At 64.4% G+C, this 25584-nt stretch carries 25 protein-coding genes and 1 pseudogene; 9 read left to right on the plus strand and 17 right to left on the minus strand.

The genetic code is table 11. The annotated features are described in order from the left end of the window. Positions 1 to 28 precede the first annotated feature (28 nt). From BLR75_RS06275 to ehuR, 3 genes are all read right to left on the minus strand, one after another. On the minus strand, positions 29 to 1021 hold the full coding sequence (locus BLR75_RS06275) for a cyclodeaminase (protein ID WP_084314697.1): 993 nt from the start codon (positions 1019 to 1021) through the stop codon (positions 29 to 31). Further along, positions 1014 to 1994, minus strand: a complete 981-nt coding sequence (gene eutB, locus BLR75_RS06280) for a hydroxyectoine utilization dehydratase EutB (RefSeq protein WP_084314698.1) — start codon at positions 1992 to 1994, stop codon at positions 1014 to 1016. The genes BLR75_RS06275 and eutB overlap by 8 nt, the downstream gene beginning before the upstream one ends. A gap of 255 nt (positions 1995 to 2249) precedes the next feature. Then, positions 2250 to 3644 carry a MocR-like ectoine utilization transcription factor EhuR gene (ehuR, locus tag BLR75_RS06285; RefSeq protein WP_084314722.1) on the minus strand — a complete coding sequence of 465 codons (1395 nt, stop codon included), beginning with the start codon at positions 3642 to 3644 and terminating at the stop codon, positions 2250 to 2252. A 403-nt stretch (positions 3645 to 4047) separates the two neighbouring features. Here ehuR and ehuB point away from each other — a divergent pair, with 403 nt between their 5' ends. Genes ehuB through ehuA form a run of 4 tightly spaced genes read left to right on the plus strand, consistent with a single transcriptional unit; the run spans position 4048 to position 7120 of the window. Continuing rightward, the gene (gene ehuB / locus BLR75_RS06290) at positions 4048 to 4899 is read left to right on the plus strand and encodes an ectoine/hydroxyectoine ABC transporter substrate-binding protein EhuB (RefSeq protein ID WP_084314699.1); all 852 of its coding nucleotides are present in this window, start codon (positions 4048 to 4050) and stop codon (positions 4897 to 4899) included. Between the two features lie 57 nt (positions 4900 to 4956). After that, complete coding sequence (gene ehuC, locus BLR75_RS06295; RefSeq protein ID WP_084314700.1) at positions 4957 to 5613, plus strand: ectoine/hydroxyectoine ABC transporter permease subunit EhuC; 657 nt, start codon at positions 4957 to 4959, stop codon at positions 5611 to 5613. Then, positions 5613 to 6269 (plus strand): ectoine/hydroxyectoine ABC transporter permease subunit EhuD, encoded by a 657-nt coding sequence (gene ehuD, locus BLR75_RS06300; RefSeq protein ID WP_084314701.1) that lies wholly within the window; start codon positions 5613 to 5615, stop codon positions 6267 to 6269. The genes ehuC and ehuD overlap by 1 nt, the downstream gene beginning before the upstream one ends. A gap of 17 nt (positions 6270 to 6286) precedes the next feature. Continuing rightward, the gene (gene ehuA, locus BLR75_RS06305; protein WP_084314702.1) at positions 6287 to 7120 is read left to right on the plus strand and encodes an ectoine/hydroxyectoine ABC transporter ATP-binding protein EhuA; all 834 of its coding nucleotides are present in this window, start codon (positions 6287 to 6289) and stop codon (positions 7118 to 7120) included. A 216-nt stretch (positions 7121 to 7336) separates the two neighbouring features. Here ehuA and BLR75_RS06310 read toward each other — a convergent pair whose 3' ends face one another. The 6 genes from BLR75_RS06310 to BLR75_RS06335 all read right to left on the minus strand — a co-directional run bounded on the left by BLR75_RS06310 (position 7337) and on the right by BLR75_RS06335 (position 13528). Beyond that, on the minus strand, positions 7337 to 9805 hold the full coding sequence (locus BLR75_RS06310) for a TonB-dependent siderophore receptor (protein WP_084314703.1): 2469 nt from the start codon (positions 9803 to 9805) through the stop codon (positions 7337 to 7339). A gap of 219 nt (positions 9806 to 10024) precedes the next feature. After that, positions 10025 to 10990 carry a FecR domain-containing protein gene (locus BLR75_RS06315; protein WP_084314704.1) on the minus strand — a complete coding sequence of 322 codons (966 nt, stop codon included), beginning with the start codon at positions 10988 to 10990 and terminating at the stop codon, positions 10025 to 10027. After that, on the minus strand, positions 10987 to 11496 hold the full coding sequence (locus BLR75_RS06320) for a sigma-70 family RNA polymerase sigma factor (RefSeq protein WP_084314705.1): 510 nt from the start codon (positions 11494 to 11496) through the stop codon (positions 10987 to 10989). Before BLR75_RS06320 ends, BLR75_RS06315 begins: the two co-directional genes overlap by 4 nt. Positions 11497 to 11579: 83 nt before the next feature. Then, positions 11580 to 11846, minus strand: coding sequence for a PilZ domain-containing protein (locus BLR75_RS06325; RefSeq protein WP_084314706.1), 267 nt, complete (start codon positions 11844 to 11846; stop codon positions 11580 to 11582). Between the two features lie 91 nt (positions 11847 to 11937). Further along, on the minus strand, positions 11938 to 12825 hold the full coding sequence (locus tag BLR75_RS06330; RefSeq protein WP_084314707.1) for a lysophospholipid acyltransferase: 888 nt from the start codon (positions 12823 to 12825) through the stop codon (positions 11938 to 11940). A 154-nt stretch (positions 12826 to 12979) separates the two neighbouring features. Further along, on the minus strand, positions 12980 to 13528 hold the full coding sequence (locus BLR75_RS06335; protein WP_084314708.1) for a DNA-3-methyladenine glycosylase I: 549 nt from the start codon (positions 13526 to 13528) through the stop codon (positions 12980 to 12982). Between the two features lie 95 nt (positions 13529 to 13623). Here BLR75_RS06335 and glyQ point away from each other — a divergent pair, with 95 nt between their 5' ends. The 4 genes from glyQ to BLR75_RS06355 all read left to right on the plus strand — a co-directional run bounded on the left by glyQ (position 13624) and on the right by BLR75_RS06355 (position 18021). Continuing rightward, entirely contained in the window at positions 13624 to 14571 is a 948-nt protein-coding gene (gene glyQ / locus BLR75_RS06340) for a glycine--tRNA ligase subunit alpha (protein ID WP_084314723.1), read from the plus strand. Beyond that, on the plus strand, positions 14571 to 16625 hold the full coding sequence (gene glyS, locus BLR75_RS06345) for a glycine--tRNA ligase subunit beta (protein WP_084314709.1): 2055 nt from the start codon (positions 14571 to 14573) through the stop codon (positions 16623 to 16625). The genes glyQ and glyS overlap by 1 nt, the downstream gene beginning before the upstream one ends. Positions 16626 to 16709: 84 nt before the next feature. Beyond that, the gene (gene gmhB, locus BLR75_RS06350) at positions 16710 to 17240 is read left to right on the plus strand and encodes a D-glycero-beta-D-manno-heptose 1,7-bisphosphate 7-phosphatase (protein ID WP_084314710.1); all 531 of its coding nucleotides are present in this window, start codon (positions 16710 to 16712) and stop codon (positions 17238 to 17240) included. A 13-nt stretch (positions 17241 to 17253) separates the two neighbouring features. After that, entirely contained in the window at positions 17254 to 18021 is a 768-nt protein-coding gene (locus tag BLR75_RS06355; RefSeq protein WP_084314711.1) for a lysophospholipid acyltransferase family protein, read from the plus strand. Positions 18022 to 18607: 586 nt separating this feature from the next. Here the strand turns inward: BLR75_RS06355 and BLR75_RS06360 are convergent. After that, positions 18608 to 18931: a hypothetical protein gene (locus BLR75_RS06360; RefSeq protein ID WP_139206995.1), complete on the minus strand. Its 324-nt coding sequence runs from the start codon at positions 18929 to 18931 to the stop codon at positions 18608 to 18610. A 123-nt stretch (positions 18932 to 19054) separates the two neighbouring features. Here BLR75_RS06360 and BLR75_RS06365 point away from each other — a divergent pair, with 123 nt between their 5' ends. Continuing rightward, positions 19055 to 19495 carry an EamA family transporter gene (locus BLR75_RS06365; RefSeq protein WP_084314713.1) on the plus strand — a complete coding sequence of 147 codons (441 nt, stop codon included), beginning with the start codon at positions 19055 to 19057 and terminating at the stop codon, positions 19493 to 19495. 6 nt (positions 19496 to 19501) lie between these two features. Here BLR75_RS06365 and BLR75_RS06370 read toward each other — a convergent pair whose 3' ends face one another. From BLR75_RS06370 to BLR75_RS06400, 7 genes and pseudogenes are all read right to left on the minus strand, one after another. Next, the gene (locus BLR75_RS06370) at positions 19502 to 20350 is read right to left on the minus strand and encodes an Nmad3 family putative nucleotide modification protein (protein ID WP_084314714.1); all 849 of its coding nucleotides are present in this window, start codon (positions 20348 to 20350) and stop codon (positions 19502 to 19504) included. A gap of 64 nt (positions 20351 to 20414) precedes the next feature. Continuing rightward, positions 20415 to 22802 (minus strand): TOTE conflict system archaeo-eukaryotic primase domain-containing protein, encoded by a 2388-nt coding sequence (locus BLR75_RS06375; protein WP_084314715.1) that lies wholly within the window; start codon positions 22800 to 22802, stop codon positions 20415 to 20417. A 38-nt stretch (positions 22803 to 22840) separates the two neighbouring features. Continuing rightward, on the minus strand, positions 22841 to 23128 hold the full coding sequence (locus BLR75_RS06380) for a type II toxin-antitoxin system RelE family toxin (RefSeq protein ID WP_084314716.1): 288 nt from the start codon (positions 23126 to 23128) through the stop codon (positions 22841 to 22843). Beyond that, complete coding sequence (locus BLR75_RS06385; protein WP_084314717.1) at positions 23118 to 23357, minus strand: type II toxin-antitoxin system RelB/DinJ family antitoxin; 240 nt, start codon at positions 23355 to 23357, stop codon at positions 23118 to 23120. The genes BLR75_RS06380 and BLR75_RS06385 overlap by 11 nt, the downstream gene beginning before the upstream one ends. A 307-nt stretch (positions 23358 to 23664) precedes the next feature. Continuing rightward, on the minus strand, positions 23665 to 24087 hold the full coding sequence (locus BLR75_RS27245; RefSeq protein ID WP_307638888.1) for a hypothetical protein: 423 nt from the start codon (positions 24085 to 24087) through the stop codon (positions 23665 to 23667). Between the two features lie 312 nt (positions 24088 to 24399). Further along, a complete protein-coding gene (locus tag BLR75_RS27250; RefSeq protein ID WP_084314718.1) occupies positions 24400 to 25044 on the minus strand; it encodes a YegP family protein in 645 nt (214 codons plus the stop codon). Between the two features lie 141 nt (positions 25045 to 25185). Further along, positions 25186 to 25584: pseudogene (locus BLR75_RS06400) on the minus strand (IS4 family transposase); the annotation flags it as partial.

Genomic DNA, 25584 nt, shown 5'->3' on the forward strand with positions numbered 1-25584 from the left:
CTCCTACAGGGTGTCTATCCGGCGGTTCTTAGCTGTGGAAATTGAATCCCTTGCCCATCCGCTGCGCCCGCTGGTAGGCGAGCCCGGCGATGGCGGTGTCCTGGGCGCCGGTGCCGGTCAGGTCGCAGAGGGTGACGTCCTCCGCGCGCTGGCGGCCCGGGCGCTGGCCGGCGATGACCTGGCCGAGTTCGGCGAAATCGGCCTCGGCGCTGAGCGCGCCGGCCTCGATGGCGTGGTGCAGCTCGCCGAGCACGCGGGTCTGGCTGAGGCGGTCGGCGACGTAGGCGTCCAGCGCGGCCAGGGCGTCGGCGGCGATCTCGTTCTTGTGCTCGGCGTCCGAGCCCATGGCGGTGATGTGCAGGCCCGGGCGCAGGTGCTGGCGCTGGATCAGCGGCTCGCGGCTGGGCGTGGTGGTGATGGCGATGTCGGCGCCTTCCAGCGCTTCGTCGACGCTGCTGCAGGCGCTGACCGGAATGCCCAGCGCGCCGCTCATGTCCGAGGCGAACTGGCGTGCCCTGGCGGCATCCCGTGCCCAGACGCTGGCCCGTTCGATCGGCCGCACCAGGCACAGCGCCTTGAGCTGCAGGCGCGCCTGCTCGCCGGCGCCGAGGATCGCCACCTGGCGCGAGTCCTCGCGGGACAGCCACTTAGCCGCCACCGCGCCGGCGCAGGCGGTACGCACGGCGGTGAGGTAGCCGTTGTCCAGCAGCAGCGCGTCGAGCAGACCGGTACGCGCGTTGAGCAGCATCATCATGCCGTTCAGGCTGGGCAGGCCGAGCTTGGGGTTGTCGAAGAAGCCCGGGCTGACCTTGATGGCGAAGCGCGGCAGGCCGGGCAGGTAGGCGGTCTTCACGTCGACTTCGCCGTTGTGCTCGGGGATGTCCAGGCGCAGGATCGGCGGCATCGCCACCGGCGCCGTGGCCAGCAGGCGGAAGGCCTGCTCGACGGCGTCGAGGCTTTCCCGGTCGATCGCCACGCAGGCGCGCAGGTCGGTTTCGCTGAGCAGGGTGACGTCAGCCATGGGCGGATTCCTCGTCGATGATGCGTTGGTGTTGTTCGATGGCTATGTTGCGTCCGCTGACCACTACCACCACCGGGCCGAGCGGCTCGATCAGGCCGTCGAGGATGGCGGCGATGCCCACCGCGGCGGCGCCTTCCACCACCTGCCGCTCCTCGCGGTAGGCGTGGCGGATGCCGGCGGCGATGGAAGGCTCGTCGAGCAGGTGCAACTGGTCGCAGTAGGCGCGGGCGAGGCCGAAGGTGTGGCGGTTGTCCAGGCCGATGCCGCCGCCGAGGGAGTCGGCGAGGGTTTCCAGCTCCTCGACTTCCACGGGATGGCCGGCGTCCAGGCTGGCGGCCATGGCCGCGCCGCGGCGCATGCTGATGCCATGCAGGCGGATCGACGGATCGGCGTGCTTGATCGCCAGCGCGACGCCGCCGAACAGGCCGCCACCGGAGAGCGGCACCAGCACCTGGCGCACGTCGGGCAGCTGTTCGAGGATTTCCAGGCCGAGGGTGCCCTGGCCGGCGATGACCTGCGGGTGGTCGAACGGCGGCAGCAGGGTGGCGCCATGCTCGGCGGCGATGCGTTCGGCTTCGGCCTGGGCGTCGTCCTGGCTGTTGCCGACGATGCACACGTTGGCGCCGAGGGCGCGGATCGCCGCGACCTTGTTCTGCGGCACCAGGCGCGACAGGCAGATGGTCGCCTTCACGCCCTGCGCGGTGGCGGCATGGGCGAGGGCGCGGCCGTGGTTGCCGGTGGAGGCCGCGACCACGCCGCGGGCCTTCTGTTCGTCGCTCAACTGGGCGACGGCATTGCTCGCCCCGCGCAGCTTGAAGCTGCCGGTGATCTGCTGGGATTCCAGCTTCAGGTAGACCGGAACACCGAGCCGCTGCGACAGGCTGGGCGAATGCTCCAGCGGCGTCTGCCGCACCAGCCCCTGGATGCGCTGGCGTGCGCGGTACAGCTCGATGAGGGGAATCTCGTTGGCCATGACAGCCTCCCGACGTTGCAGTCGGGCCGAGTGTATGGGCGGGAAATTGTCGTGATGAATGTACTAGGACGATGTTTTTTGCGGGGCTGTCAGGCAGGGAAATACCCTGTAGGAGCACGCCATGCGTGCGACGTTTTTTGTCGCGGGCATGGCCCGCTCCTACAGCATCGTAGGATGGGTTGAGCGAAGCGATACCCATCGGTGCCGTGAAATGATGGGTATCGCAAGCTCAACCCATCCTACGAAAGCGGCAATTCAGAAATCGTGGATCTTCGGGTATTGCCCGAACAGCTCGCGCATGTCCTCCAGCGCATCGCGCATCCGTGCGTTGCTGCAATCCGCCCCCACGCACAGCCGCACCGCACGAGGTCGGGCGGTGCCGCGCACCATGAACGGATCGGGCGGAGTGACGGCGATATGCCGGTGGCGCAGCTCGCGGACCAGGGCGTCGACTTCCCAGTGCTCGGGAATCCGCAGCCAGCAGCTCAGGGAATTCGGCGAGTGGCCGAGCAGGTGTTCGCCAAGCTGTTCACGCACCAGCGCCTGGCGGCCGGCGAGCAGTTCGCGCTGGATTTCCACCAGCTGGCGGGCGTTGCCGTTGTGGATCCAGCGGCAGGCCACTTCCGCCAGCAGCGGCGTGGCCATCCAGCTGTTGACCCGCAGGATGCTCTCGGTGCGCAGCGCCAGCCGCCGCGGCATCGCCAGGTAGCCGATGCGCAGGCCGGTGAGCACGCTCTTGGTGAAGCTGGTGCAGTAGAAGGACAGCTCCGGCGCGTAGTGGCTGATCGGCGGCGCGCGGCGCTCGTCGAGCAGCGGACCGTAGACGTCGTCCTCGACGATGTACACGCCGTAGCGCCGGGCGATCTCGGCGATCTCGCGGCGACGCGCATCGGGCATCAGCGACGAGGTGGGGTTGTTCAGGTTCGGCGTGCACACCAGCGCGGTGATCCGCTCGTTGGCGCAGAGGTCCTCGAAGTGTTCCGGGTCGATGCCCTCGCTATCGATGTCGACGCCCTTGAGGGTGAAGCCGAGCACCTGGGAATTGCCGATCACGCCGTGGTCGCTGAGCTGTTCGCAGAGCACCACGTCGTCCGGGCCGGCGAGGGAGGCGAGGGCGAGGAAGATGCCGTGGGCGGCGCCGTTGGTGATCAGCAGGTCGTCGCACTCGACGTTCAGCCCCAGTCCCGCCAGCCATTGCACGGCGGCCTCGCGGTGGCTCTCGAAGCCGGCGACCGGCCGGCACACGCGCATCCACGGCTGCTCGCGCTCCTGCGCCAGTTCGCGGCAGGTTTCCTGCCACAGGCGGTCGTGCTCGGTGCTGTGGACGATCCGCGCCATGGAGAAGTCCACCAGGGTGCGCTCGGGATAGTCGAGCATGAAGCGCGACACACCCTCGGTCATGCGCCGCGAGACGAAACTGCCGCGGCCCACCTCGCAGCGCACCAGGCCCTGGCGCTCCAGCTCCTTGTAGGCGTTGGTCACCGTCTGCACGCTGATGCCGAGGCCGTCGGCGACCTGGCGCTGCGGCGGCAGGCGCTGGCCGTCGGCGAGCGCGCCCTGTTCGATGTCGCGGCTGATCGCCTGCACCAGTGTCTTGTATTTCGATTCGCCGTTTCTCAGCCCGGCCAGCGCCTGGCGCCAGGTTTCCATGATCGCGCGCTCCTTCAGCAGCATGCCGACAGGGTGAAGCAATAGGGCATTTTCTACGATTGTCCTAGTGCAATCCCGGGGCCGGATAGCCTTTTGTATGCTCGGACCCACAGCCCATGCGGCCCGGCGCCGCATCGGCGGGAGCAGGCACAGAAAAAAGCTCCGGTTGGCGGCCGGCACAACGGAGGAATTTCCCGCCAGCCACAGGTTCAACGGAAAGAGCCGCAGGGAGCCACGGCTTAGTCTGACCCTCGATGCACAGCGGTTCGCCAGCCAGCGCACCGCGGAAACTTCGGAAGGCCCCCGGGGCCCCAAACAAGAACAACAGTCGCAAGACATTCCTATCTGCCCATTGCCCGCCGCGCCCAGCCGGGTCGGCCACGAGAGATCAGGAGATCCGAAGATGAACAACCCACCCGCATTCCGTCGACTCGGCCTCGCCTTTACGCTGCTCGCCAGCGCCGCGGCCAGCCTTGCCGCCCATGCCGAAACCACCCTCGAACGCATCCAGAAGACCGGCACCGTGCGCATCGGCTACGCCAACGAGGCGCCGTTCGCCTACACCGAAACGTCCGGCAAGGTGACCGGCGAATCGCCGGAAATCGCCACGCAGATCTTCACCCGGATGGGCGTGAAGAAGATCGAGCCGGTGCTCACCGAATGGGGCGCGCTGATCCCGGGCCTGCGCGCCGGGCGCTTCGACGTGATCGCCGCCGGCATGTACATCACCCCGCCGCGCTGCCAGCAGGTGCTGTTCACCGACCCGCACTACCAGATTCCCGACACCCTGCTGGTGCAGAAGGGCAATCCGAAGAACCTGCGCAGCTACGCCGACGTGGCGAAGAACCCGGACGTGCGCCTGGCGATCATGTCCGGCACCGCCGAACTGGGCTACGCCCGCGCCGAAGGCGTGCCGGACGACCAGATCGTCCAGGTCCCGGATACCACCGCGCAGTTGCAGGCGGTGCGCGCCAATCGCGCCGACGCCTCGGTCGGCACCGCGCTGACCATGAAGGGCCTGGCCGCCAAGGGTGGCGATTCGGTGGAAGCGATCAGCGACTTCAAGGATGACCCGGCACACATCGGCTACGGCGCGCTGGCCTTCCGCCCGGAAGACAAGGACCTGCGCGACGCGGTGAACCAGCAGCTGAAGCAGTGGCTGGGCAGCGAGGAGCACCTGAAGACCGTCGCCCCGTTCGGCTTCGACCGCTCCAACGTGACCGACAAGACCGCCGCCGAGCTCTGCCAGAAGTAAGCGCGGGGGCCGCCGCGCCCCCGTTCCGACGAACCTGCCCCACACAGGATTCGCACCATGGGTGAATTGCTTCCACTGCTGCTGCAGGGCGCCTGGGTCACCCTCCAGGTGACCTTCTTCGGCTCCCTGCTGGCCATCTTCCTCGCCGTCGTCGCCGCCCTCGGCCGCCTTTCGCCGTGGCCGGCGGTGCGCTGGCTGTCGATCGGCTACATCGAAGTGTTCCGCGGCACCTCGCTGCTCGTGCAACTCTTCTGGCTGTTCTTCGTGCTGCCGCTGCCGCCGTTCAACCTCGAACTCAGCCCCTACGCGGTGGCGATCCTCGGCCTCGGCCTGCACATCGGCGCCTATGGCGCGGAAGTGATGCGCGGCGCCATCGGCTCGGTGCCCAAGGGGCAGTACGAGGCGGCGCTGGCGCTGAACATGACGCCGGTGACGCGCTTCCGCCGGATCATCCTGCCGCAGGCACTGCTCTGCGCGATCCCGCCGGGCACCAACCTGCTCATCGAACTGCTGAAGAACACCTCGCTGGTGTCGCTGATCACGCTGTCCGACCTGACCTTCCGCGCCCGCCAGCTCGACCAGGCGACCTTCGAGACGCTGAAGATCTTCGCCCTCGCGCTGGTCCTGTATTTCGTCATGGCCCAGGCCATCGTGTTCGCGATGCGTCGCGTCGAGCGCTGGCTCGGCCACGGCCGCATCCAGGGAGGTCTGTGATGAAACTGTTCGACTGGGATTTCGCCTGGCAGATCCTGCCGCAACTCCTGCACGCCTCGCTGCGCACCATCGGCATCACCCTGGTCGGCTTCGCCCTCGCCGTGGTGCTCGGCCTGCTGTTCGCCATCGCCCGGCGCAGCAAGCACTACTGGCTGTCGTGGCCGGCGGCCTCGCTGATCGAGTTCATCCGCAGCACACCGCTGCTGATCCAGGTGTACTTCCTGTTCTACGTGCTGCCGAGCTACGGGTTGAGCATGACCGCGCTGATCGCCGGCACCCTGGGCATCGCCCTGCACTACGCCTGCTACACCGCCGAGGTCTACCGCGCCGGCCTGGAAGCGGTGCCGCGCGGGCAGTGGGAGGCGGTCACCGCGCTGAACTTCTCGCCGTGGAAGGCCTACCGCGAAGTGATCCTGCCGCAGGCGGTGCGCCCCGTGCTGCCGGCCCTGGGCAACTACCTGATCGCCATGTTCAAGGACACCCCGGTGCTCTCGGCGATCACCGTGGTGGAAATCATGCAGCAGGCGAAGAACATCGGTTCCGACAGCTTCCGCTACCTGGAGCCGATCACCCTGGTCGGGGTGTTCTTCCTGCTGATCAGCATCAGCCTGGCCGGTGTCGTGCGCCAGGTGGAAAAACGTACCGCGCTGCCATGAAAACCGGAGACAAGAATATGACCGTACTGTCCATGAAATCCCGCCCGGCGGGCAGCGAGTCGCCGCGTCCGGAAACGGCGCAGCCGATGGTGCGCTTCCGCAACGTCTGCAAGAGCTACGGCAGCTTCAGCGTGCTGAAGGACCTGAACCTGGAGATCGGCGCCAACGAGAAGGTGGCGATCATCGGCCCGAGCGGCTCCGGCAAGTCCACCCTGCTGCGCGTGCTGATGACCCTGGAGAGCATCGACAGCGGGGTGATCGAGGTCGACGGCGAGCCTCTGACCCACCTGCAGCGCAACGGCCAGCTGGTGCGCGCGCCGGAAAGCCACGTGCGCCGGGTGCGCAGCAAGATCGGCATGGTGTTCCAGAGCTTCAACCTGTTCCCGCACATGAGCGCCCTGAAGAACGTGATGGAAGCGCCGGTGCAGGTCCTCGGCCTGCCGCGCGACCAGGCCCGCGAGCGCGCCGTGGAGCTGCTGGAGATGGTCGGCCTGGGCAACAAGCTGGATCACTATCCGTCGCAGCTTTCCGGCGGCCAGCAGCAGCGGGTGGCGATCGCCCGCGCGCTGGCGATGCGGCCGAAGGTGATGCTGTTCGACGAGGTGACCTCGGCGCTCGACCCGGAACTCTGCGGCGAAGTGCTCAACGTGGTGCGCCGCCTCGGCGCCGAGCACAACCTGACGATGCTGATGGTCACCCACCAGATGGGCTTCGCCCGCGAATTCGCCGACCGCGTGTGCTTCTTCCACCAGGGCAGCATTCTGGAGCAGGGCACTCCGGACCAGCTGTTCAACCACCCACAGCACGAGCGCACGCGGTGCTTCCTGAGTGCGGTGAAGGAGGCGAATTGAGCGGCGGAGGGTCGCGGGCATGGCCCGCTCCTACACGGGCGGTGGGCTCCGCGTAGGGCGCATAACGCGCCAGCGTTATCCGCCACCTAATTTCCCATCATTCCCACGCTCCCGCGTGGGAATGCAGTTCTCGACGCTCCCGCGTCATCCGGCCACCCAAACGGTGGAAATCGCTTCGCGATTTTCACCCTACGTCCGGGATCACCATTCTCCCCCTCAGAACCGGTACTCCCCCGTCACCAGCACATTCCTCGGTTCCCCGTAGTAGCCGCCGAAGAAGGTGGTATCCAGCGCGCTGAGATACTTCTTGTCGAACAGGTTGTTGACGTTGACCGTCGCGCTCAGCTGCTCGCTGAAGTCGTAGCGGCTCATCAGGTCGACCACGGTGTACTGCTCCTGCCTGGCCTTGGCGGTGATGCCGCCCAGGTCGAACGGCGCCTCGGTGAAGTGGATGCCGCTCTGCCAGCGCGCGCCGCCGCCGACGGTGAGGCGATCCAGCTCGCCGGGCAGGCGGTAGGTGGTCCACAGCTTGAACATCTCCGCCGGCGCCACGGTGTTGATCCGCTCGCCCTCGGCGTCCTTGGTGACGCTGTGGCCGTAGCTGGCCATAAGGTTCCAGCCGGGCAGCAGTTCGCCGCTGGCTTCCAGGTCGAAGCCCTTGGTCTTGGCGCCCTGCACGGCGCGGAAGGCCGGATCGCCGAAGGTCCCCGGGACGGTCTGGCCTGGGTCGGCCTCGGCGAGGTTGTCCTGCTTGGTCTCGTAGTAGGCAACCGCGGTATTCAGCAGGCCGCCGAAGAACTCGCTCTTCAGGCCGACTTCGTAGCTGTCGCCTTCGCGCGGCGCCAGGGTCGAGCCGCTGGCGTCGCGTTCGCTCTGCGGGCGGAAGATGCTGGTGTAGCTGGCGTACACCGAGTGCTGCGCGGTGAGGTCGTAGACCACGCCGGCGTAGGGGGTGAACTCGCCGCTCTCGCGCAGCCGGGTGGTGCTGCTGAAGCGCTGGAAGGCCGGCACCACGAAGTCCAGCGAGGAGGTTTCCTTGTAGTTGCTGACCCGCCCGCCGAGGATCACCGACAGCTCGTCGGTGGGCTTCAGGCGGCTGGCGAGGTAGACACTGTGCTGGCGGACGAGGGTGTCGTTGTCCATCAGCTTGCCTTCGGAAACCGGCCGCGGCGTGTTGTTGTCCCAGGTGAAGATGTTAACCGGGCGGCCTTCGAGGTCATCGAGGTCGGGGTCGTTGTGGTCGTCGAACTTCGACCAGCTGTAGCCGAGCACCAGCTCGTGCTGGCGGCCGAACAGCTGGAACGGCCCCTGCGCCATCAGGTCGACGCCGGTCTGCTTCTGCCAGCCGCTGCCGTCGCCGCCGAACAGGCGCACACCGTCGCCGGTTTCCTTGTCCGGAAAGCCCCAGCTCGCCGAGGCCAGGGAGAACTCGCGCTTGCTGTAGAGCTGGTTGATCGCCAGCTTCAGCGTCCAGTCGTGGCCCAGGCCCTGTTCCAGCGAATAGAAGGTGTTGACCGTGTCCTGGTCGCGATAACTCCAGCGGCTGGCCGGGTTGAACGAGCGGGAGAAGTCGGTCTGCGTGCCGTCGCTGTAGAAGATCGGGAAGCTGCCGTAGGAGACGCCGCGCGGCGCGTATTTCTGGTAGTCGACACCGAAGGTGAGCAGGGTGCTGTCGCTGAGGTCGGCCTCGATGATGCCGTAATAGACCTGCTTCTCCTGCTGGTAATGGTCGACATAGCTGTTGTTCTGCTGGTAGGCGGCGACGGTGCGACCGCGCAGCTTGCCGCTTTCGACCAGCGGACCGGAGACGTCCACTTCGGTGCGGTACAGGTCCCAGGAACCCAGGCCGCCGCGGACGTAGCCCTGGAACTCGTCGGTGGGCCGCTTGCGCACCAGGTTGATGGTGCCGGACGGGTCGCCGGCGCCGGTGAGCAGGCCGCTGGCGCCGCGCAGCACTTCGACGCGATCGTAGATCGCCGTGTCCGCGAGGCTCTGCGGCGTGGCGGTGGTGCCGGACATCAGGGTGGTGGGGATACCGTCGAACTGAAAGCTGTCGATGGCGTAGCCGCGCGACCAGATGTTCACCCGCTCGCTGTCGAAGCGCTGCACGGAAAGCCCCGGGGTCTGTTCGAGCACCGCGGTGACGTCGTCCAGGCCCTGGTCTTCGATGCGCTGGCGGGTGATCACGCTGACCGTCTGCGGCGTCTCGCGCAGCGACAGGTTGAGCCTGGTCGAGGTGGCGGTGCCGGCGACGGTGTAGGAATCGGTGCCTTCGCTGACCACCCGGGCGGCGCGGCCGTTGACGGTGGTGGCGTCCATCTCCAGCGCCGCGCTGGGCGCCGCCACCAGGGTGTAGCTGCCATCCACCTCGCGGCTGGCCTGCAGGCCGCTGCCGCGCAGCAGACGCTCCAGCGCTTCCGGCACGGTATAGCTGCCACGCAGGCCCGCGCTGCGCTTGCCGGCGGTGAGCGCGGCGTCCACCGAGAGCAGCACGCCGGATTCGCTGGCGAAGCGGTTCAGCGCCTGGTCGAGGCTGCCGGCGGGAATCGCATACTGGCGCTGCTGGCTGGCCGCATCGGCGGCCAGGGCGGGGGAGGTGCAGAACAGCAGCGGCGCGCTGCCCAACAGACCGGCGATGACCGCGCAGGCAAGGCGCGAGGGACGGGTGTTCGGTGTAAATGGCATTCCGGACGATCCTCTTGAGAATGCTTCCGTTTATCGTTCAAGAGGTATCCCGGACGAGGCGGGGAAACCGACAATGGTTTGGGAAAAATTCTTCCAGCGAGAAACCAACCCTCGTGCATCCGGACGCGGAACCTGTAGGAGCCAGCTTGCTGGCGATTGCGGCCCCCCGGCAACCACGCTGCAGCCGGCGGACCCGATGGATCGCCAGCAAGCTGGCTCCTACGACGAAGACATGCCTCGCCGCTCCACACTCACCCAATAGCGCGTCATGTAGCTCACCCGCACCGGCAGCGAACGCTCCAGCGCGGCGAGGATGCGGTCGGTATCGGCCAGCGGGAACACGCCGGTGAGCAGCAGCCCGGCCGCATCCTCGGAGCAGCGCAGGAGCCCCGGGCGATGGCGCGCCAGTTCGGCGAGGAACTGCCCCAGCGGCTGCCGTTCCGCCACCAGCCGACCCTCGCTCCAGGCGCAGGCATTGGCATCGGCGGCCTGCAAAGGGCCGAGGTGGCCGGCATCGAACCACAGGCGCTGGCCGGCCTGCATGCGGGTGCTGCCGGTATGCCGCGGGCGGATTTCCAGCGCGCCCTGGTAGAGGTCGACGCGGCTGCCGCCATCCACTTCGCGCACGCCGAAGCGGGTGCCGAGGGCCTGGATGTCGCCGGCGGCGGTCTCGACGATCAGCGGGCGGGCCGGATCGTCGCCGCTGCGCAGGAGGATTTCCCCGGCCAGCAGGCGGATGCGTCGTTCGCCGGCGGTGAAGAGGATATCCACCGCGGTGCCGCTGTTCAGGTCCAGCAGGCTGCCGTCGGAGAGCTGCAGATGGCGGCGGTCGCCCTTGCCGGTGCGCTGGTCGGCGATAGTCTCGCGCCAGGGCAGTTCGCTGGAGAGGTAGCCGCCGGCGCCAAGGGCCAGCAGCCAGCCGGAAAGCTTCAGCATCTGCCGGCGGCGCTGGTCCGGCTGCTCGGCGAGCACCTTGCACGCGGTCGCCGCCGGCACCCGGGCGAGGGTGCCCTGCAGCCCCTGCAGGCGCTGCCAGGCACGGCGATGTTCGGCATCGGCGGCATGCCACGCCTGGAAGGCTTCGCGCTGCGCAGCATCCAGTTCGCCGCCCCAGTGCAGCATCAGCCATTCGCTGGCCTGTTCGACGACGGCCGGGGACACCGGCATTTCATGCCTGGTATTCATGCTTCGTAGAGCACCTGGTAGCAGCTCTGGATGGCGCGGGTCATGTACTTCTGCACCGAGCTGACGCTGACCTGCAGGCGCTCCGCGATCTGCGCGTAGCCGAGCCCCTCGAACTGCGAAAGCAGGAAGGCTTCGCGCACCTTGCCCGGCATGCGGTCGAGCATGGCGTCGATCTGCAGCAGGGTTTCCAGGATCATCGCCCGCTCTTCCAGCGAGGGGACTTCCGGTTCGGGGAGGAGGGCGATGCTGTCCAGGTAGGCGCGCTCGATGCGCTGTCGGCGCCACTGGTCGATCACCAGGTTGCGGGCGATCTGCAGCAGGTAGCTGCGGCCCTCCTGCTGCCCGGGCAGGCGCCCGGAGACCAGCAGGCGGAGGAAGGTGTCGTGGGCGACGTCGGCGGCGTGCTCGCGGTCGCCCAGGCGCTTGCGCAGCCAGCCTTTCAGCCAGCCGTGATGATCCACGTAGAGCTGTCGCAGAGTGTCCTTCGCGCCCATGGAAGCCGGCATGCTTCACCGCCACACTTGATAAGAATTATCATTTACACGCTGGCGGCGAATATACGGGCAGACGCGGCCCGGGACAAGGGCGCTCAGTTGCGGCTGACGAAACGCAGTCCGGCGCCTTCGCTGTCCGTGCGGGTGACTTCCATTTCCAGCCTTGGCGCTTCCACCGGCAGACCCTGCACCTGGCCGAACACCCGGGCGCCCACCGGCAGATGGCTGAGCCCGGAATTGCGCACGTAGACGCCGCCGTCGGAGAGATCGCGGGTCTGGCCGATCAGATCGCCGAAGCTGGGGTGGCTGATCCTGATCTGGCACTTCATCGGGGTACGCGGGTGTTTGCGTTGATTGGCCATGGCGGCGCGTCCTGGATTCGGTTCTATGAAGGCTATCGGCAGACGGCGGCCGTACTGAAGTAGCTGCGGCCGTGCGCCCCAACAGTGGGAGTCAGTACCAGCGCGCCTCGCCTTGCGGGCGTTTCTTGAAGCGCTTCATGGTCCACATGTACTGGCTCGGCCAGGTACGCACGTAACGTTCGACGACCTTGCTCATGGCCGCGACGGAGGTCTTCGCGTCCTCGCTGTACATCTCTTCCGGCGCCGCCTCGAAGATCACCTTGAAGCCGGAGCCATCCGCGAGGCGCAGCGCGTGGATGAACACGCCGTTGGCCTTGCCGCCGGCGAGCATGCCGGCGACGAACTTGCTGGTCAGCGCCTGGGTGGCGCAGAAGGGCACGAAGAAACCGGCGGTCTCGGATGGTTCCGGGTCGGCGGGAATGCCCACCGCGCCGCCCTTGCGTACTTCCTTGATGACGCTGAGGATGCCTTCCCGGGTCGACGGCGCCACGCGGTTGCCGAGCTGTACGCGCTGCTTCTGCAGCAGTTCGTCCACCGCCTTCAGCTTCGGCGGGCGGTAGAAGATGATCGGCTTGCACAGGCTGCAATAGTAGTGGTTGAGCACTTCCCAGTTGCCCAGGTGGCTGGTGATGCCGACCAGGCCCTTGTCCGAGTCCAGGGCCGCCTGCAGCACGTCGAGGCCTTCGACTTCGCGGATCAGGTCGATGGAACGCTGGGCCGGCCAGATCCAGGCGCAGGCGCTCTCGGTGAAGGTGCGGCCGGTATCCATCAGCGTGCGCTTGAGCAGATCGTCGAGGGCGGCCTCGTCCAGTTCGGGGAAGCACTTGCTCAGGTTGATCCGCGCCACCTCGCGGGAACGGTTCGGCAGCTTCCACATCATCCAGCCGATCGCCGCGCCGGTGTTCTGCACCGCCCGCCAGGGCAGCAGGGCGAACAGGCGCAATGCGCCGACCACCAGCGCACCTTTGAGCTTCTCCACGGAAAGTCCCCCAGATTGAAAGCGGGTAGTTTAACCGGTTGGCAGAGCGGGACGAGATGATGCGTGGCCTGCACGGGGCGCTTTTTGCAGGAGCGGGCCATGCCCGCGACCACACAAGAACCAGAGGAACCTCAAAGTGTTCCACGTGGAACACTCAACTCAACTGCGCATACCGATCGCAATCCCGCGTATGGTCCATCACCATCCCACTGGCCTGCATGAAGGCATAGCAGATGGTCGGCCCGACGAAGGTGAAGCCGGCCTTCTTCAACGCCTTGCTCATCGCCTCGGCTTCGGGCGTCACCGCCGGTACGTCGCCGCGGCCGCTGAAGTGATTGACCTTCGGCGCGCCCCCGACGAAGGACCAGAGCAATCCCACCGGATCGGGCTGCTCCAGCCAGGCCCGGGCATTCTGCCGGGCCGCATTCAGCTTGGCGCGATTGCGGATGATGCCAGGGTCCTGCATGCGTTCCTCGATCTCCTCGTCGCTCATCCGCGCCAGTCGTTCAGCATCGAAACCGAACAGCACTTCGCGGTAGCGCTGGCGCTTCTTCAGCACGGTGATCCACGACAGCCCGGCCTGGAATCCTTCCAGCAGCAGCAGTTCGAACAGCGCCTGCGGGTCGCGCTGTGGCACGCCCCATTCGGTGTCGTGGTAGTCGATGTACAGCGGATCGTCATTGCACCAGAAGCAGCGTGGCATAAGGCTTTCCGTATGGTCGGGCGGGGGAGTGGGGAGTCCCGTACATGGGGTATACTCCGGCGTTTTATCCAGATGCCCAAGCACAGGTGAAATCCGTGAGCCAGACTACGCCCGCCGTGCGCACCTTCCAAGACCTGATCCTCGCCCTGCAACAGTACTGGGCGGAGCAGGGCTGCGTGGTGCTGCAGCCCTACGACATGGAAGTAGGCGCCGGCACCTTCCACACCGCCACCTTCCTCCGCGCCATCGGCCCGGAAACCTGGAACGCCGCCTACGTGCAGCCCAGCCGCCGCCCCACCGACGGCCGCTACGGCGAGAACCCGAACCGCCTGCAGCACTACTACCAGTTCCAGGTGGTGCTGAAGCCGAATCCGGAGAACTTCCAGGAACTGTACCTCGGCTCGCTGAAGGCCATCGGCATCGACCCGCTGGTCCACGACATCCGCTTCGTCGAGGACAACTGGGAATCGCCGACCCTCGGCGCCTGGGGCCTGGGTTGGGAAATCTGGCTGAACGGCATGGAAGTCACCCAGTTCACCTACTTCCAGCAGGTCGGCGGCATCGAGTGCTACCCGGTCACCGGCGAAATCACCTACGGCCTGGAACGCCTGGCCATGTACATCCAGGGTGTCGATTCGGTGTATGACCTGGTGTGGGCCGACGGTCCGTTCGGCAAGGTCAGCTACGGCGACGTGTTCCACCAGAACGAAGTGGAGCAGTCGACCTACAACTTCGAGCACGCCAACGTCGAGAAGCTGTTCGAACTGTTCGACTTCTACGAGAGCGAAGCCAACCGCCTGATCGAGCTGCAGCTGCCGCTGCCGACCTACGAGATGGTCCTCAAGGCCTCCCACACCTTCAACCTGCTCGACGCCCGCCGCGCCATCTCGGTGACCGAGCGCCAGCGCTACATCCTGCGCGTGCGCACCCTGGCCCGTAACGTGGCGCAGAGCTACCTGCAGGCCCGCGCGCGCCTGGGCTTCCCGATGGCCGCCCCCGAACTGCGTGACGAAGTACTGGCCAAGCTGAAGGAGGCCGAATAATGAGCGCGAAGGATTTCCTGGTTGAACTGGGCACCGAAGAGCTGCCGCCGAAAGCGCTGAAGAGCCTCGGCGAAGCCTTCCTCGCCGGCATCGAGAAGGGCCTGAAGGCCGCCGGCCTCGGCTACGCCGCCGCCCGCTGCTACGCCGCGCCGCGCCGCCTGGCCGTGCAGATCGACCAGCTCGCCGTGCAGCAGCCGGACCGCACCGTCAACCTCGATGGTCCGCCGGTACAGGCCGCCTTCGATGCCGAAGGCAAGCCGACCCAGGCCGCCCTGGGCTTCGCCCGCAAGTGCGGCGTCGACATCGAGCAGATCGACCGCAGCGGCGCGAAGCTGAAGTTCGGCCAGACCATCGCCGGCCAGCCGGCTGTCGATCTGCTGCCGGGCATCGTCGAAGCCTCGCTGAACGAGCTGCCGATTCCCAAGCGCATGCGCTGGGCCGCGCGCCGCGACGAGTTCGTCCGCCCGACCCAGTGGCTGGTGATGCTGTTCGGCGACGACGTGGTCGACTGCGAGATCCTCGCGCAGAAGGCCGGCCGCGAATCCCGCGGTCACCGCTTCCACAATCCGGACAACGTGCTGATCACCAGCCCGGCCAACTATCTGGAAGACCTGCGCAGCGCCCACGTGCTGGCCGACTTCGCCGAGCGCCGCGAGCTGATTGCCAAGCGCGTCGCCGAGCTGGCGGCGGAGCAGAAGGGCACCGCCATCGTTCCACCGGCGCTGCTCGACGAAGTGACCGCGCTGGTCGAATGGCCGGTTCCGCTGGTCTGCTCCTTCGAGGAACGCTTCCTCGCCGTGCCGCAGGAAGCGCTGATCACCACCATGCAGGACAACCAGAAGTACTTCTGCCTGCTGGACGCCAACGGCAAGCTGCTGCCGCGCTTCATCACCGTGGCCAACGTGCAGAGCAAGGCGCCGGAGCACATCGTCTCCGGTAACGAGAAGGTGGTGCGCCCGCGCCTCACCGACGCCGAGTTCTTCTTCAAGCAGGACAAGAAGCAGCCGCTGGAGCAATTCAACGAGCGCCTGAAGAACGTGGTGTTCCAGGCCCAGCTCGGCACCGTGTACGAGAAGGCCGAGCGGGTTTCCGCGCTGGCCGCGTTCATCGCCGAGCGCATCGGCGGCAATGCCGGGAACGCCGCGCGCGCCGGCATCCTCTGCAAGTGCGACCTGGCTACCGAGATGGTCGGCGAGTTCCCGGAGATGCAGGGCATCGCCGGCTTCTACTACGCGACTGCCGGCGGTGAGGCGGAAGACGTCGCCCTGGCGCTGAACGAGCAGTACATGCCGCGCGGCGCCGGCGCCGAGCTGCCGACCACCCTGACCGGCGCTGCCGTGGCGGTGGCCGACAAGCTCGACACCCTGGTCGGCATCTTCGGCATCGGCATGCTGCCCACCGGCAGCAAGGACCCCTATGCCCTGCGTCGCGCCGCCCTCGGCGTGCTGCGCATCCTCATCGAGAAGCAGTTGGACCTCGACCTGGCCCAGGCGCTGGACTTCGCCATCACCCAGTACGGCGACAAGGTGAAGGCCCTCGGCCTCTCCGAGCAGGTGCAGGACTTCGTCTTCGACCGTCTGCGCGCCCGCTACGAGGACGAAGGCGTGGACGTGGCCGTGTACCAGGCCGTGCGCGCGCTGACCCCGACCGCGCCGCTGGACTTCGACCAGCGCGTACAGGCCGTGCAGGCCTTCCGTCAGCTGCCGGAAGCCGAAGCCCTGGCCGCCGCCAACAAGCGCGTGTCGAACATCCTGGCCAAGGCCGACGGCGAAGTGCCGGCGGCGGTGAATGCCGGCCTGCTCTCCGAGTCCGCCGAGAAGGCCCTCGGCAGCGCAGTGGCGAACGCCGAAGGCGAAGTGGCTCCGCTGGCCGCGGCTCGCGACTATCGCTCCGCCCTGGCGAAGCTGGCGGCCCTGCGCACGCCGGTCGATGCCTTCTTCGACGAAGTGCTGGTCAACGCCGACGACAGCGCCGTACGCGCCAACCGCTATGCGCTGCTGGCCAAGCTGCGCGGGCTGTTCCTCGGCGTGGCGGATATCTCGTTGCTGGGCTGATGCCCAGCGGCTACAGGCTTCAGGCCACAGGCTGCAGGAATGCGGCCGGCCTGCAGCCTGTGGCTTGCAGCCTGTAGCCTCCTTATGAAACTACTCATCCTCGACCGCGACGGCGTCATCAACTTCGACTCCGACGAGTACATCAAATCCCTCGAAGAGTGGATTCCCATTCCCGGCGCCATCGCCGCCATCGCCCGCCTGAGCAGGGCCGGCTGGACCGTGGCGGTGGCCACCAACCAGTCCGGCATCGCCCGGGGTTACTATGACCTGCCGACCCTGGAGGGCATGCATGCGCGCCTGCGCCAGTTGGTGGCGGAGCAGGGCGGTGAAGTGGGCCTGATCGTCCATTGCCCGCACGGACCGGACGACGGCTGCGACTGCCGCAAGCCGAAGCCGGGCATGCTGCGCCGGATCGGCGAGCATTACGGCGTGCCGCTCGGCGGTGTATGGTTCGTCGGCGACAGCCGGGGTGACCTCGACGCCGCCCTGGCCGTCGATTGTCAGCCGGTGCTGGTAAAGACCGGCAAGGGCCAGCGGACCCTGGAAAAGCCCTTGCCCGGGGGCACCCTGGTATTCGACGATCTCGCCGCTGTCGCCACCCACCTACTGAGCTGAGGATTTCCCGCCCATGTCGCCAGTGCAGGCCATCAGAACCGCACTCTTCTACCTGCTGCTGTCGCTCAGCGCCTGCCTCTGGAGCACCATCAGCCTGTTCGTCGCGCCGCTGCTGCCGTTCCGCCTGCGCTACCGCTTCGTCGCCAAGTGGTGGTGCTGCATCGCGGTCTGGCTGGCGCGGGTGGTGGTGAACGTGCGCTACGAAATACGCGGCGTGGAGAACATCCCGCAGCGCCCCTGCGTGATCCTCGCCAACCACCAGAGCACCTGGGAAACCTTCTTCCTCACCGGCTACTTCGAGCCGCTCAGCCAGGTGCTCAAGCGCGAGCTGCTGCGCGTGCCGTTCTTCGGCTGGGCGCTGGCGCTGCTCAAGCCGATCGCCATCGATCGCAGCACCCCCAAGGTCGCCCTCAAGCAGATGGCCAAGCAGGGCCATGAGCGCCTGCAGCAACACACCTGGGTGCTGATCTTCCCCGAGGGCACCCGCACTCCCCTGGGCGAGCCGGCCAAGTTTTCCCGCGGCGGTGCGGCGCTGGCGGTGAACGCCAACCTGCCGGTGCTGCCGATCGCCCACAACGCCGGGCGCTTCTGGCCGAAGAATGGCTGGGCCAAGTTCCCCGGCACCATCCAGGTGGAAATCGGCCCGCTGCTGCATCCCCAGGGCGAAGGCCCGCGCGCCATCGCCGAGCTCAACCAGCGTGCGGAAGACTGGGTCAACCAGACGCTGCGGAACATGGGTGAACTGCCGGCAGTGGAAGCGCCGGTGGCGAAGGCTTCCTGAACGCCATCGACTGAAACGCAAAAAGGGCCCGCAAGGGCCCTTTTCGTTTTCTGGAACAGGAGAGCGACGCAAGGCACTCCGGACGCCAGAAAGCACTGAGGGGAGCCGAAGCTCCCCTCAAATCGTCATTGCTTTGTTTTTCTTGTTGATCGATTTGTTGTTGTTTTTATCGATCCAACCCCATCCGGGGTTCAAGGCAAACGTATTTTTTTGATCGTTGGTTGGCTAACCTGGGCCCGAGCTACTTGAGTAGTCTTGTTCTTTTTGCCTGGCCTCCGGGTTGCCCCGGAACGCACACCTACTTCAAAAAAATATGTTTGCTTCTTCCCTGTCCTGTTGTTCTTGTAGTCGACAGAGTCGAGGTATGTTGTTTTTGGTGCTTATTGTTCTTGTTGTGCCATATAGAAAGCATTCCGCATGCCAACTTTTTAAATTCCTTATAAATCAATAAGTTAAGAAAATTCCTGGACAGAACCTGGACCTCCGACGGTCTAATTTGTTCCCTTCCGACCCGTCACGCTACCCAGAGCGACGGCATGGGTAACACCCGGCCTTCCCATTCCCCGGGGTGGGGAACATCGGATGGTTACTGCTGGTTGCCGACCCGCGCGGTATCGCTGAGCGCGTTGCAGGTCTCCGGATTCAGGCAGTAGGTGATGTAGACCGCCTGCCGGCCGCAACCGCGCACGCCGATGGTGTATTCGGTGCGCTGGTAGCCATAGCGCACGTTGGTCACCTTGCTCGACAGGACACTCGGTGTGACGTCCTGGCAATTCAGCTCGAAGGTGGCGCGCGATACCGTCGCCTTCAGTGCCGCATCGCGGTTGGAGGCGAGAAATTCCTCGTTGCTCATGCAACCGCCCAGGGCAGCAAGCACAAGCACGGTCAGCAATCTTGAAAGATGGTTCATGGAGTGAGGCTCCTCGTGGCGACGCTGGAAGTGTAGTTCGCGTCCGCATCCGGCACGCCTGCACGAGCGCCTCGACGAAATAAGGGAACTGCTATGCTCCCCATCTCATGGAGGAAATAGCTGATGACTTCCGGTTTCTTTTCTTCCTGGACGTTCTGGGCGCTGCTGTCGGCCGTATTCGCGGCGCTCACGGCGATTTGCGCGAAGGTCGGGATCACCGGCATCAATTCGGATTTCGCCACCCTGTTGCGCACCCTGGTGGTCCTGCTGTGCTTCGCTCCGATCATCTATCTCACCGGCCAGTACCAACCCCTGGGCTCCATCTCTCCCCGCAGCTATCTGTTCCTGCTGCTGTCCGGGCTGGCCACCGGCGCGTCCTGGCTCTGCTACTTCCGCGCCCTGCAACTCGGCCCGGCATCGCTGGTGGCGCCGGTGGACAAGCTGAGCGTGGTGATCGTCGCCGTGCTCGGCGTTGCCCTGCTGGGCGAGAAGCTCGATGCGCGCCAGTGGGCCGCCATCGGACTGATCACCAGCGGCGTGGTGCTGCTGGTCTGGCGCCGCTGAAGCGGATTACCCGAGGATCAGCCCTTCGATCCAGTCCACCGCCTGCGGGATTCCCGTAGCGTCGAAGACGAATTCCTGTCCCCGCCTGGCGCTTTGCAGGAGGCAGCCCGTCTCGTCCAGCGACCAGCGCTGCGCGTCGGAGTGATAGCTCAGGCGCGAGCGACCTTCCTGCGGGTGGAACCAGCGCGGCAACCGCCACTGGCTCGGCAGGCGCGCCTGTGGCGCCGTCAGTAGCAGATTCTCGCTGAGATGGCTGAATACGCCCGCGCCGGGAATTTCGCGCGCCCGTCCATCCAGCACCAGGCGCTCGCCGGCCAGGTACAGGGTGTTGGCCGGGTCCTTTCCATAGGCGAAGTGCGGGTGGTAGCGCGCCCAGGACAACTGGGCAGCGCCAAGCTCATCCACCTTGTGGATCTCGCCGATCTGCAGCCAGCCCCAGATGATCTGGCGTGGCGCTGCGGCGGCCTGGAAGCGCCAGCCATGCGGGGTGTTTTCCACCGGCCGGAACAGACCGAAGAACAGGAACACGTCCCCAGGGCGGACCAGCTCGTTGCGCAGGTGCCCCTGGGCGCTGCCGCTTTGCCCCAGCAGTGGACGCCAGCCTGGGAGGCGGGGGAGGGCGTCCGGGCGCAGGTCCGGATCGAGGTGTGCCGGATGGCCTGGATGCTCCGGATCGCGGGTGAGCTGAGCGACCAGCTCGCCGACCTCGACGCCATCGAAGCGGATATCGCGGTAGGCGATGCGCGAAGCCGGGTCGGGTATCGGCAGAGATAGCAGGCGCCCATCCGGCAGGATCGGGCTCGGGCAACCGCCGGCGGAGGAATCGAAGCCCTTGCGACTCAGGATGATCCGCATCGTCTGTCTCTCGGAAAATACTGGCTTAGCGGAATCCCCATCCGTCGCAGGTTTCCAGGCTTTTTCAGTCCTGAGCAAGAAGCGCCTTTGAGCTGGGTGAATCGGCAAACTCATAGCCCATTGCCTTGTAACCAGCCTGGCGCTTGCTCCACATACGCAGCAAAGCGGGATGTCCGGAGTCGATGAAATCGATGATGCGAACATCCGCCTTGTCTGAATGCTCCCGATGCAGGCGACCTGCATACTGCTGAAGGGTGCCCTTCCAGGACACCGGCATCGCCAGTACCAAGGTATCCAGCGCAGGATGATCGAACCCCTCACCCACCAGTTTCCCAGTGGCCAGGATCACCCTGGATGCATCGGGCGGCAGCGCTTCCAGCTCACCGATTAGGGAAGCACGTTGCTTCTTGGACATCCGCCCATGCAGGGTAAAGAGGTTTTCGACCCGACCAACCAGCCTCTCCTCAATGGCACTGAGGTGATCCGTTCGCTCCGTCAGCAGCAGAATCTTTCTTCCCTGCTCAAATGCTGCTTCGACCTCAGCCACAATCTTGTCTGTCCGCTTCGCATCGCTACACACCTGCAAGAAGACATCCTGAATACCAGCGCCTTCTGGCATGGGGATAGAACGGGGCAACCACCTAGGGATCACCGTCAACTCAGCAGGGGCACTCTCAGGCCGTGATGCGGTATGCCGAATCGGCCCGCACTGCATGAAAATAATCGGCTGTTGGCCATCGCGCCGAATGGGCGTTGCGGTCAGCCCCAGCACGAATCTCGCTGGGGCTGCCTTGAGAAGGGCCTCAAAGGAGAAAGCCGACAGGTGATGGCATTCATCCACGATTATTTGTCCGTAGTTCTTCACCTGCTCGCTGACCTCACCTTGCCGCGATAGCGACTGCATGACCGCTACATCGATGATGCCGGTCGGCTTGGCCTTACCACCTCCGATGCTGCCAACTGTCTTCTTGTCAGCCCCCAGAAACGCCTGCAATCGCTCCTTCCACTGCTGGAGCAATTCAGTGCGATGAACCAGCACCAACGTGTTCACACCACGCCGGGCAATCAGCGCGGCAGCAGTAACGGTTTTGCCAAAGGCAGTTGGGGCACAGAGGATGCCGGTGTCGTACCCCAGCATACCTGCCAGTGCAGCCTCCTGATCCGAGCGCAATTTGCCCACGAATCTGACTTCGATGGGATTCCCTGCGAAGCGCTCATCATGCAGCACCAGCTCTATCTTGTTTTCACCCAACAGTGTCCGGACGTCATCCAGGCATCCGCGCGGCAGGGCAATATGCTGCGGATAGTTTTCAGCACATCCGATGATCCGGGGCTTGTTCCACACAGGAAGGCGCATGGCCTGAGCTTTGTAAAACTCCGGATTCTGAAATGCCGCCAGCCGAATGAGCTTGTTGGCCAAAGGTTGGGGCAGTTCCGACTTGCTGAAATAGATCTGGTTGGCCAGGGTCACGCTTACCGACGCTGGTAACGAACAGGTCAGTTTCTGAGTCTTTTCCGACGTGCGCTGCCAGGGCTTCGCGCTTTCATCATCTGTTAGGTCAGCGACATCCAACGGATGGCGACCGCCACTGGCTCGCAGAGTAGCCGGTGCAATGTCCCTCGCCGGCATAGGTTGGACACTGGCCAGAAATGCCCACTGATCGGGATAGGGCACCAGTGTCTCATCGACAAAAACACTGCCGCCCTGAGCGCGAGCCCGCTTCTGCAAGGGCAAAGCAATCAAGTTGCCAAAACCACCCTTGGGCATACTGTCTTGGTTTGGAAACAGTCGGTCATATGAGCCCAGGGTCAGCTGCCGGGTGCGCTCGCAGGTATGGCTGATGATCGCGGAGCCTAGCAGGCGCGCCTCATAGGCAGGGACATTACGCTCGAAGAAAATCCAGGCATGGGCACCGTTGCCGGAGCGAGAGATTTCCAGTGCCATCGGCACACCCAACTCACGACATGACTGGGCAAACGCCGTGACATCCTCACGCCAGTCGGCTTCATCAAAGTCCACAGCCAGGAAGTAGCAGGTGTCATCCGGCAACAGTGGGTAAACGCCGACGACGATCTCTCCGGCCAAGTGCTTGTAGAGCACCTGGTCGGTCAGCGGTAGCAACTGCCGGTACGAACAATCGCCGCATTTGATCCTGGGCTTCTCACAGACACCTGGACGCCATTCATTCGCACAAGCAGGTGAGTAGCCGGTCTTTCCGGCCTTGCTTTCCCAACGCAGGGGAAAGACATCGGCACGCCCCCGGAACAGACGCTTGAACAGCGCCAGCTTCTCATTGGTATCCAGAACCGGGACTAGCGGTGGCAGCGCCACGGTCTGTTCAGGCTTTGGCAGCTCAGCCGGTAGCTGCCACTCAATGCCATGCGCTTCTAGCAATGCGATCAGGCGAGCATTCTCAGCCCGCAGTTGCTCAAGCAGATCGTCATTACTCATCGCATCGAAACCAAACTCTGTATGACGCAGGCAGCGCGTTATTTGAGCCGCTCAGCAGCCTTGCGGTAAGCCTGCTCATGGTCACGTCGATCCACCGCGACGACAAACACCACCACCTCATGGTCGATCACCTGATAGACCAGGCGATAACCACTGCTACGCAGTTTGATCTTGTAGCAGTCGGGTAGTGAGTGAAGGCGATTCGCCTCGACGCGCGGATTGACCAGCACCTCCGCGAGCTTTTTCTTGAGCTGCTCGCGGACGATATCCCCCAGCTTGTGCCACTCCTTCAGTGCCCGCGCATCGAATTCGAGGCTATAGGTCATCCAGCGAGACCTTCACGCGCTGGGGAGCCGCAAGGCGTTCGCGCACTGTGGCGATCAGGGCCTCGTCTTCCTCGGTCATCAGCACCGGGCGGAAGGGAAGCTGACCGCGTTCGGCCACATATTGCAGGGCTTGGCGCATCAGCTCAGAAGGGGTGACGCCAAGCTTTTCCAGTTCCCGGTATGCGCGGACTTTCAGCTCATCGTCGATGCGGATATTGATCGAAGCCATGGGGGCAGCCTCCACGTAAAGACATTCGTCATTACGATGACATTCTTGCGTTTTTTTGGCAACCGCTCGTGTACGATTGGCCGGCATGAGGGCAATACCTGCCGGCACACTGCTCAGGAATTTATTAACAATCCTGTTAAGAAAATCTCGACCCACTCTGCCGACTAAATTTGACCCAGGGCATACAGGGATCCAGCAGGGCTGCACCTGGCAGATAGGCTCCACCTGTGCGAGAGGTCAACAGCCCCACTGATGAGCCTGTTGACCCTATTCAATTACTTCGACTTCGCTGGTGGGTAACCGTTGTTCATTCATTTCCGTCAAAAAGCTGCTCAATTTCGGAGCCACCGACTTGATCAAAATCCTCTGGGATAGCGACCTGGCCCTGCATGAACCCGAGCCGCTTTGATTGGCCAGCTTCCGATGTGTTCAATTGAACGGCTTCGCCTGCTTCGCGAGTAAAGACATCACAGGCAACCCGGCCAAAGACCGATTCATTTGCTGGGCGCTCGTCATCAAACATCGGCTGAATCCGACGCTCCTGCCGTAGATACGCTAACGCCACGAAGAAACAGGACTCGCACAAATGCACGAGATAACACTCACCGTCATGCTTCGAGCCCTGTCCCCATTTTGCTTGCAAGCTGCCGAACTGCTGCCCGCCGCTTGGTAAGCTTTTCTTGCTTCCACATATCGCACAACAGATATCGCTCTGAGTCGGCTCATTCATCACGATCGCTCCTCATGTCCTGGACGTATTAGGCTGCCCAAGTGCATGAGCTGGCTCACCTGCATGGACGGCACCACAACGACCGTTTCATCAGCCTGCTAGATCACTTACACCAATGGAATCAGCTTAGAGCAGTTGAATAGCTGATCTGGCTGATGAACGCTGGTGTGACTTAACCTTTGAAATAGAAAGCCCCGGCTAGATAGTCGTCCGTCGCCCAGCGGGTTTCAGCGCCCAATTCCAAGAGGAAGTAGGCTGAAAAGCCCGGAACAACAAAAACCCGCCGAAGCGGGTCTGTAAGTGCAGGGTAGGTCAGGTGAGGTCTACCGTGGGGGCAGTTGGGCCGTATGCCTTAACCGCCGCGATACCACCATCACGGTCTTGAGAGGAGGTATACATTTCACTCTTGCCAATCACCTGACCATTACCTGCATGCAGGGTGAAATTGACAAATAGGTCACGCACTCGAAAAACATCAACGTCCGGAAGCTCAATGGTCTGATCTGAACGCCTAAACTCTTCCGAGAAAATCAAATTCTTCAAAATGGGCCGTAGCCTACGCCTAGAAATCGCCCGCCGATTACCTCCTGACCCAACATACCGACCGCCTCTGGTACCACCTTCAGCACCCGATTCTGGATCACCGTTAACCTGTTCCGCAGCCCCATATCGAAGGTCCAGAACAATGTGATCTCCAGGGTTACGGAGCATGTCCTTATCTTCGCCGCCGCCTTCGCCCTGCTCAGACTCTGGCGCCGCGAGCGCGCAATTTACATGGGGCCGTGCACGAAAATGTGGGCCCTGGCCACTTCGAGCCTCTTTGACAAAAATTGCCCGAGTACTGCACCTGATACAGATAAGGTGCCGACGCTTGATGGCTATTTCGGAAGGCGGAAGCTTGGCGAATTTCACTGCGGAATATTCGTCGCCATCCAGAGTGCACTTTGCTACATCCATCCAATGCCTTCGCTTATGCCGTCAACAATCAATAGCGGGTAACCGACTGCTGAGTAGGGCCCATGATGCGCTCGAATTTTGCGCCCGCCTTACTCATGCATCATCTGCTCAAATAAAGCCCGCCGTTCGGCGTAATACTGTTCACTTAAGCGGAGCGGCCTTGCGGTTCACCGGGTAGCGAGTCTTTGAGATCTTCACCGTCCTTGGCCTGGTAGGCCTTGGACGGCGATCCAGAAACAGCCCGCCGATCCCGGCCCGCAACTCCGTCAATCGCCTTCCGGTAGCAGAAATCGGATTGGCCGCTGCCATCACGATCAGTTGAACGGCGATGTAGTGGGCTACCGGCTTGAAGCGTATCTCGGATACTAAGCGGCCGAAGGCCACCGCTGCCTGACTCGCCTCACGGCGAATGACGTTGTAGCTCAGCAGCAACCCCCAGACTTCCTGATAGATAAGCTCGACCTTCTTGCTGCGCAGGGTGACCGCGTTCTGCTGCAGGGAGCTCTTGATATCCCGGAAGCCCAGTTCAATCTCCCAGCG

The organism is Pseudomonas jinjuensis (assembly GCF_900103845.1).
In the GTDB taxonomy this organism is placed as follows: Bacteria; Pseudomonadota; Gammaproteobacteria; order Pseudomonadales; family Pseudomonadaceae; genus Pseudomonas; species Pseudomonas jinjuensis.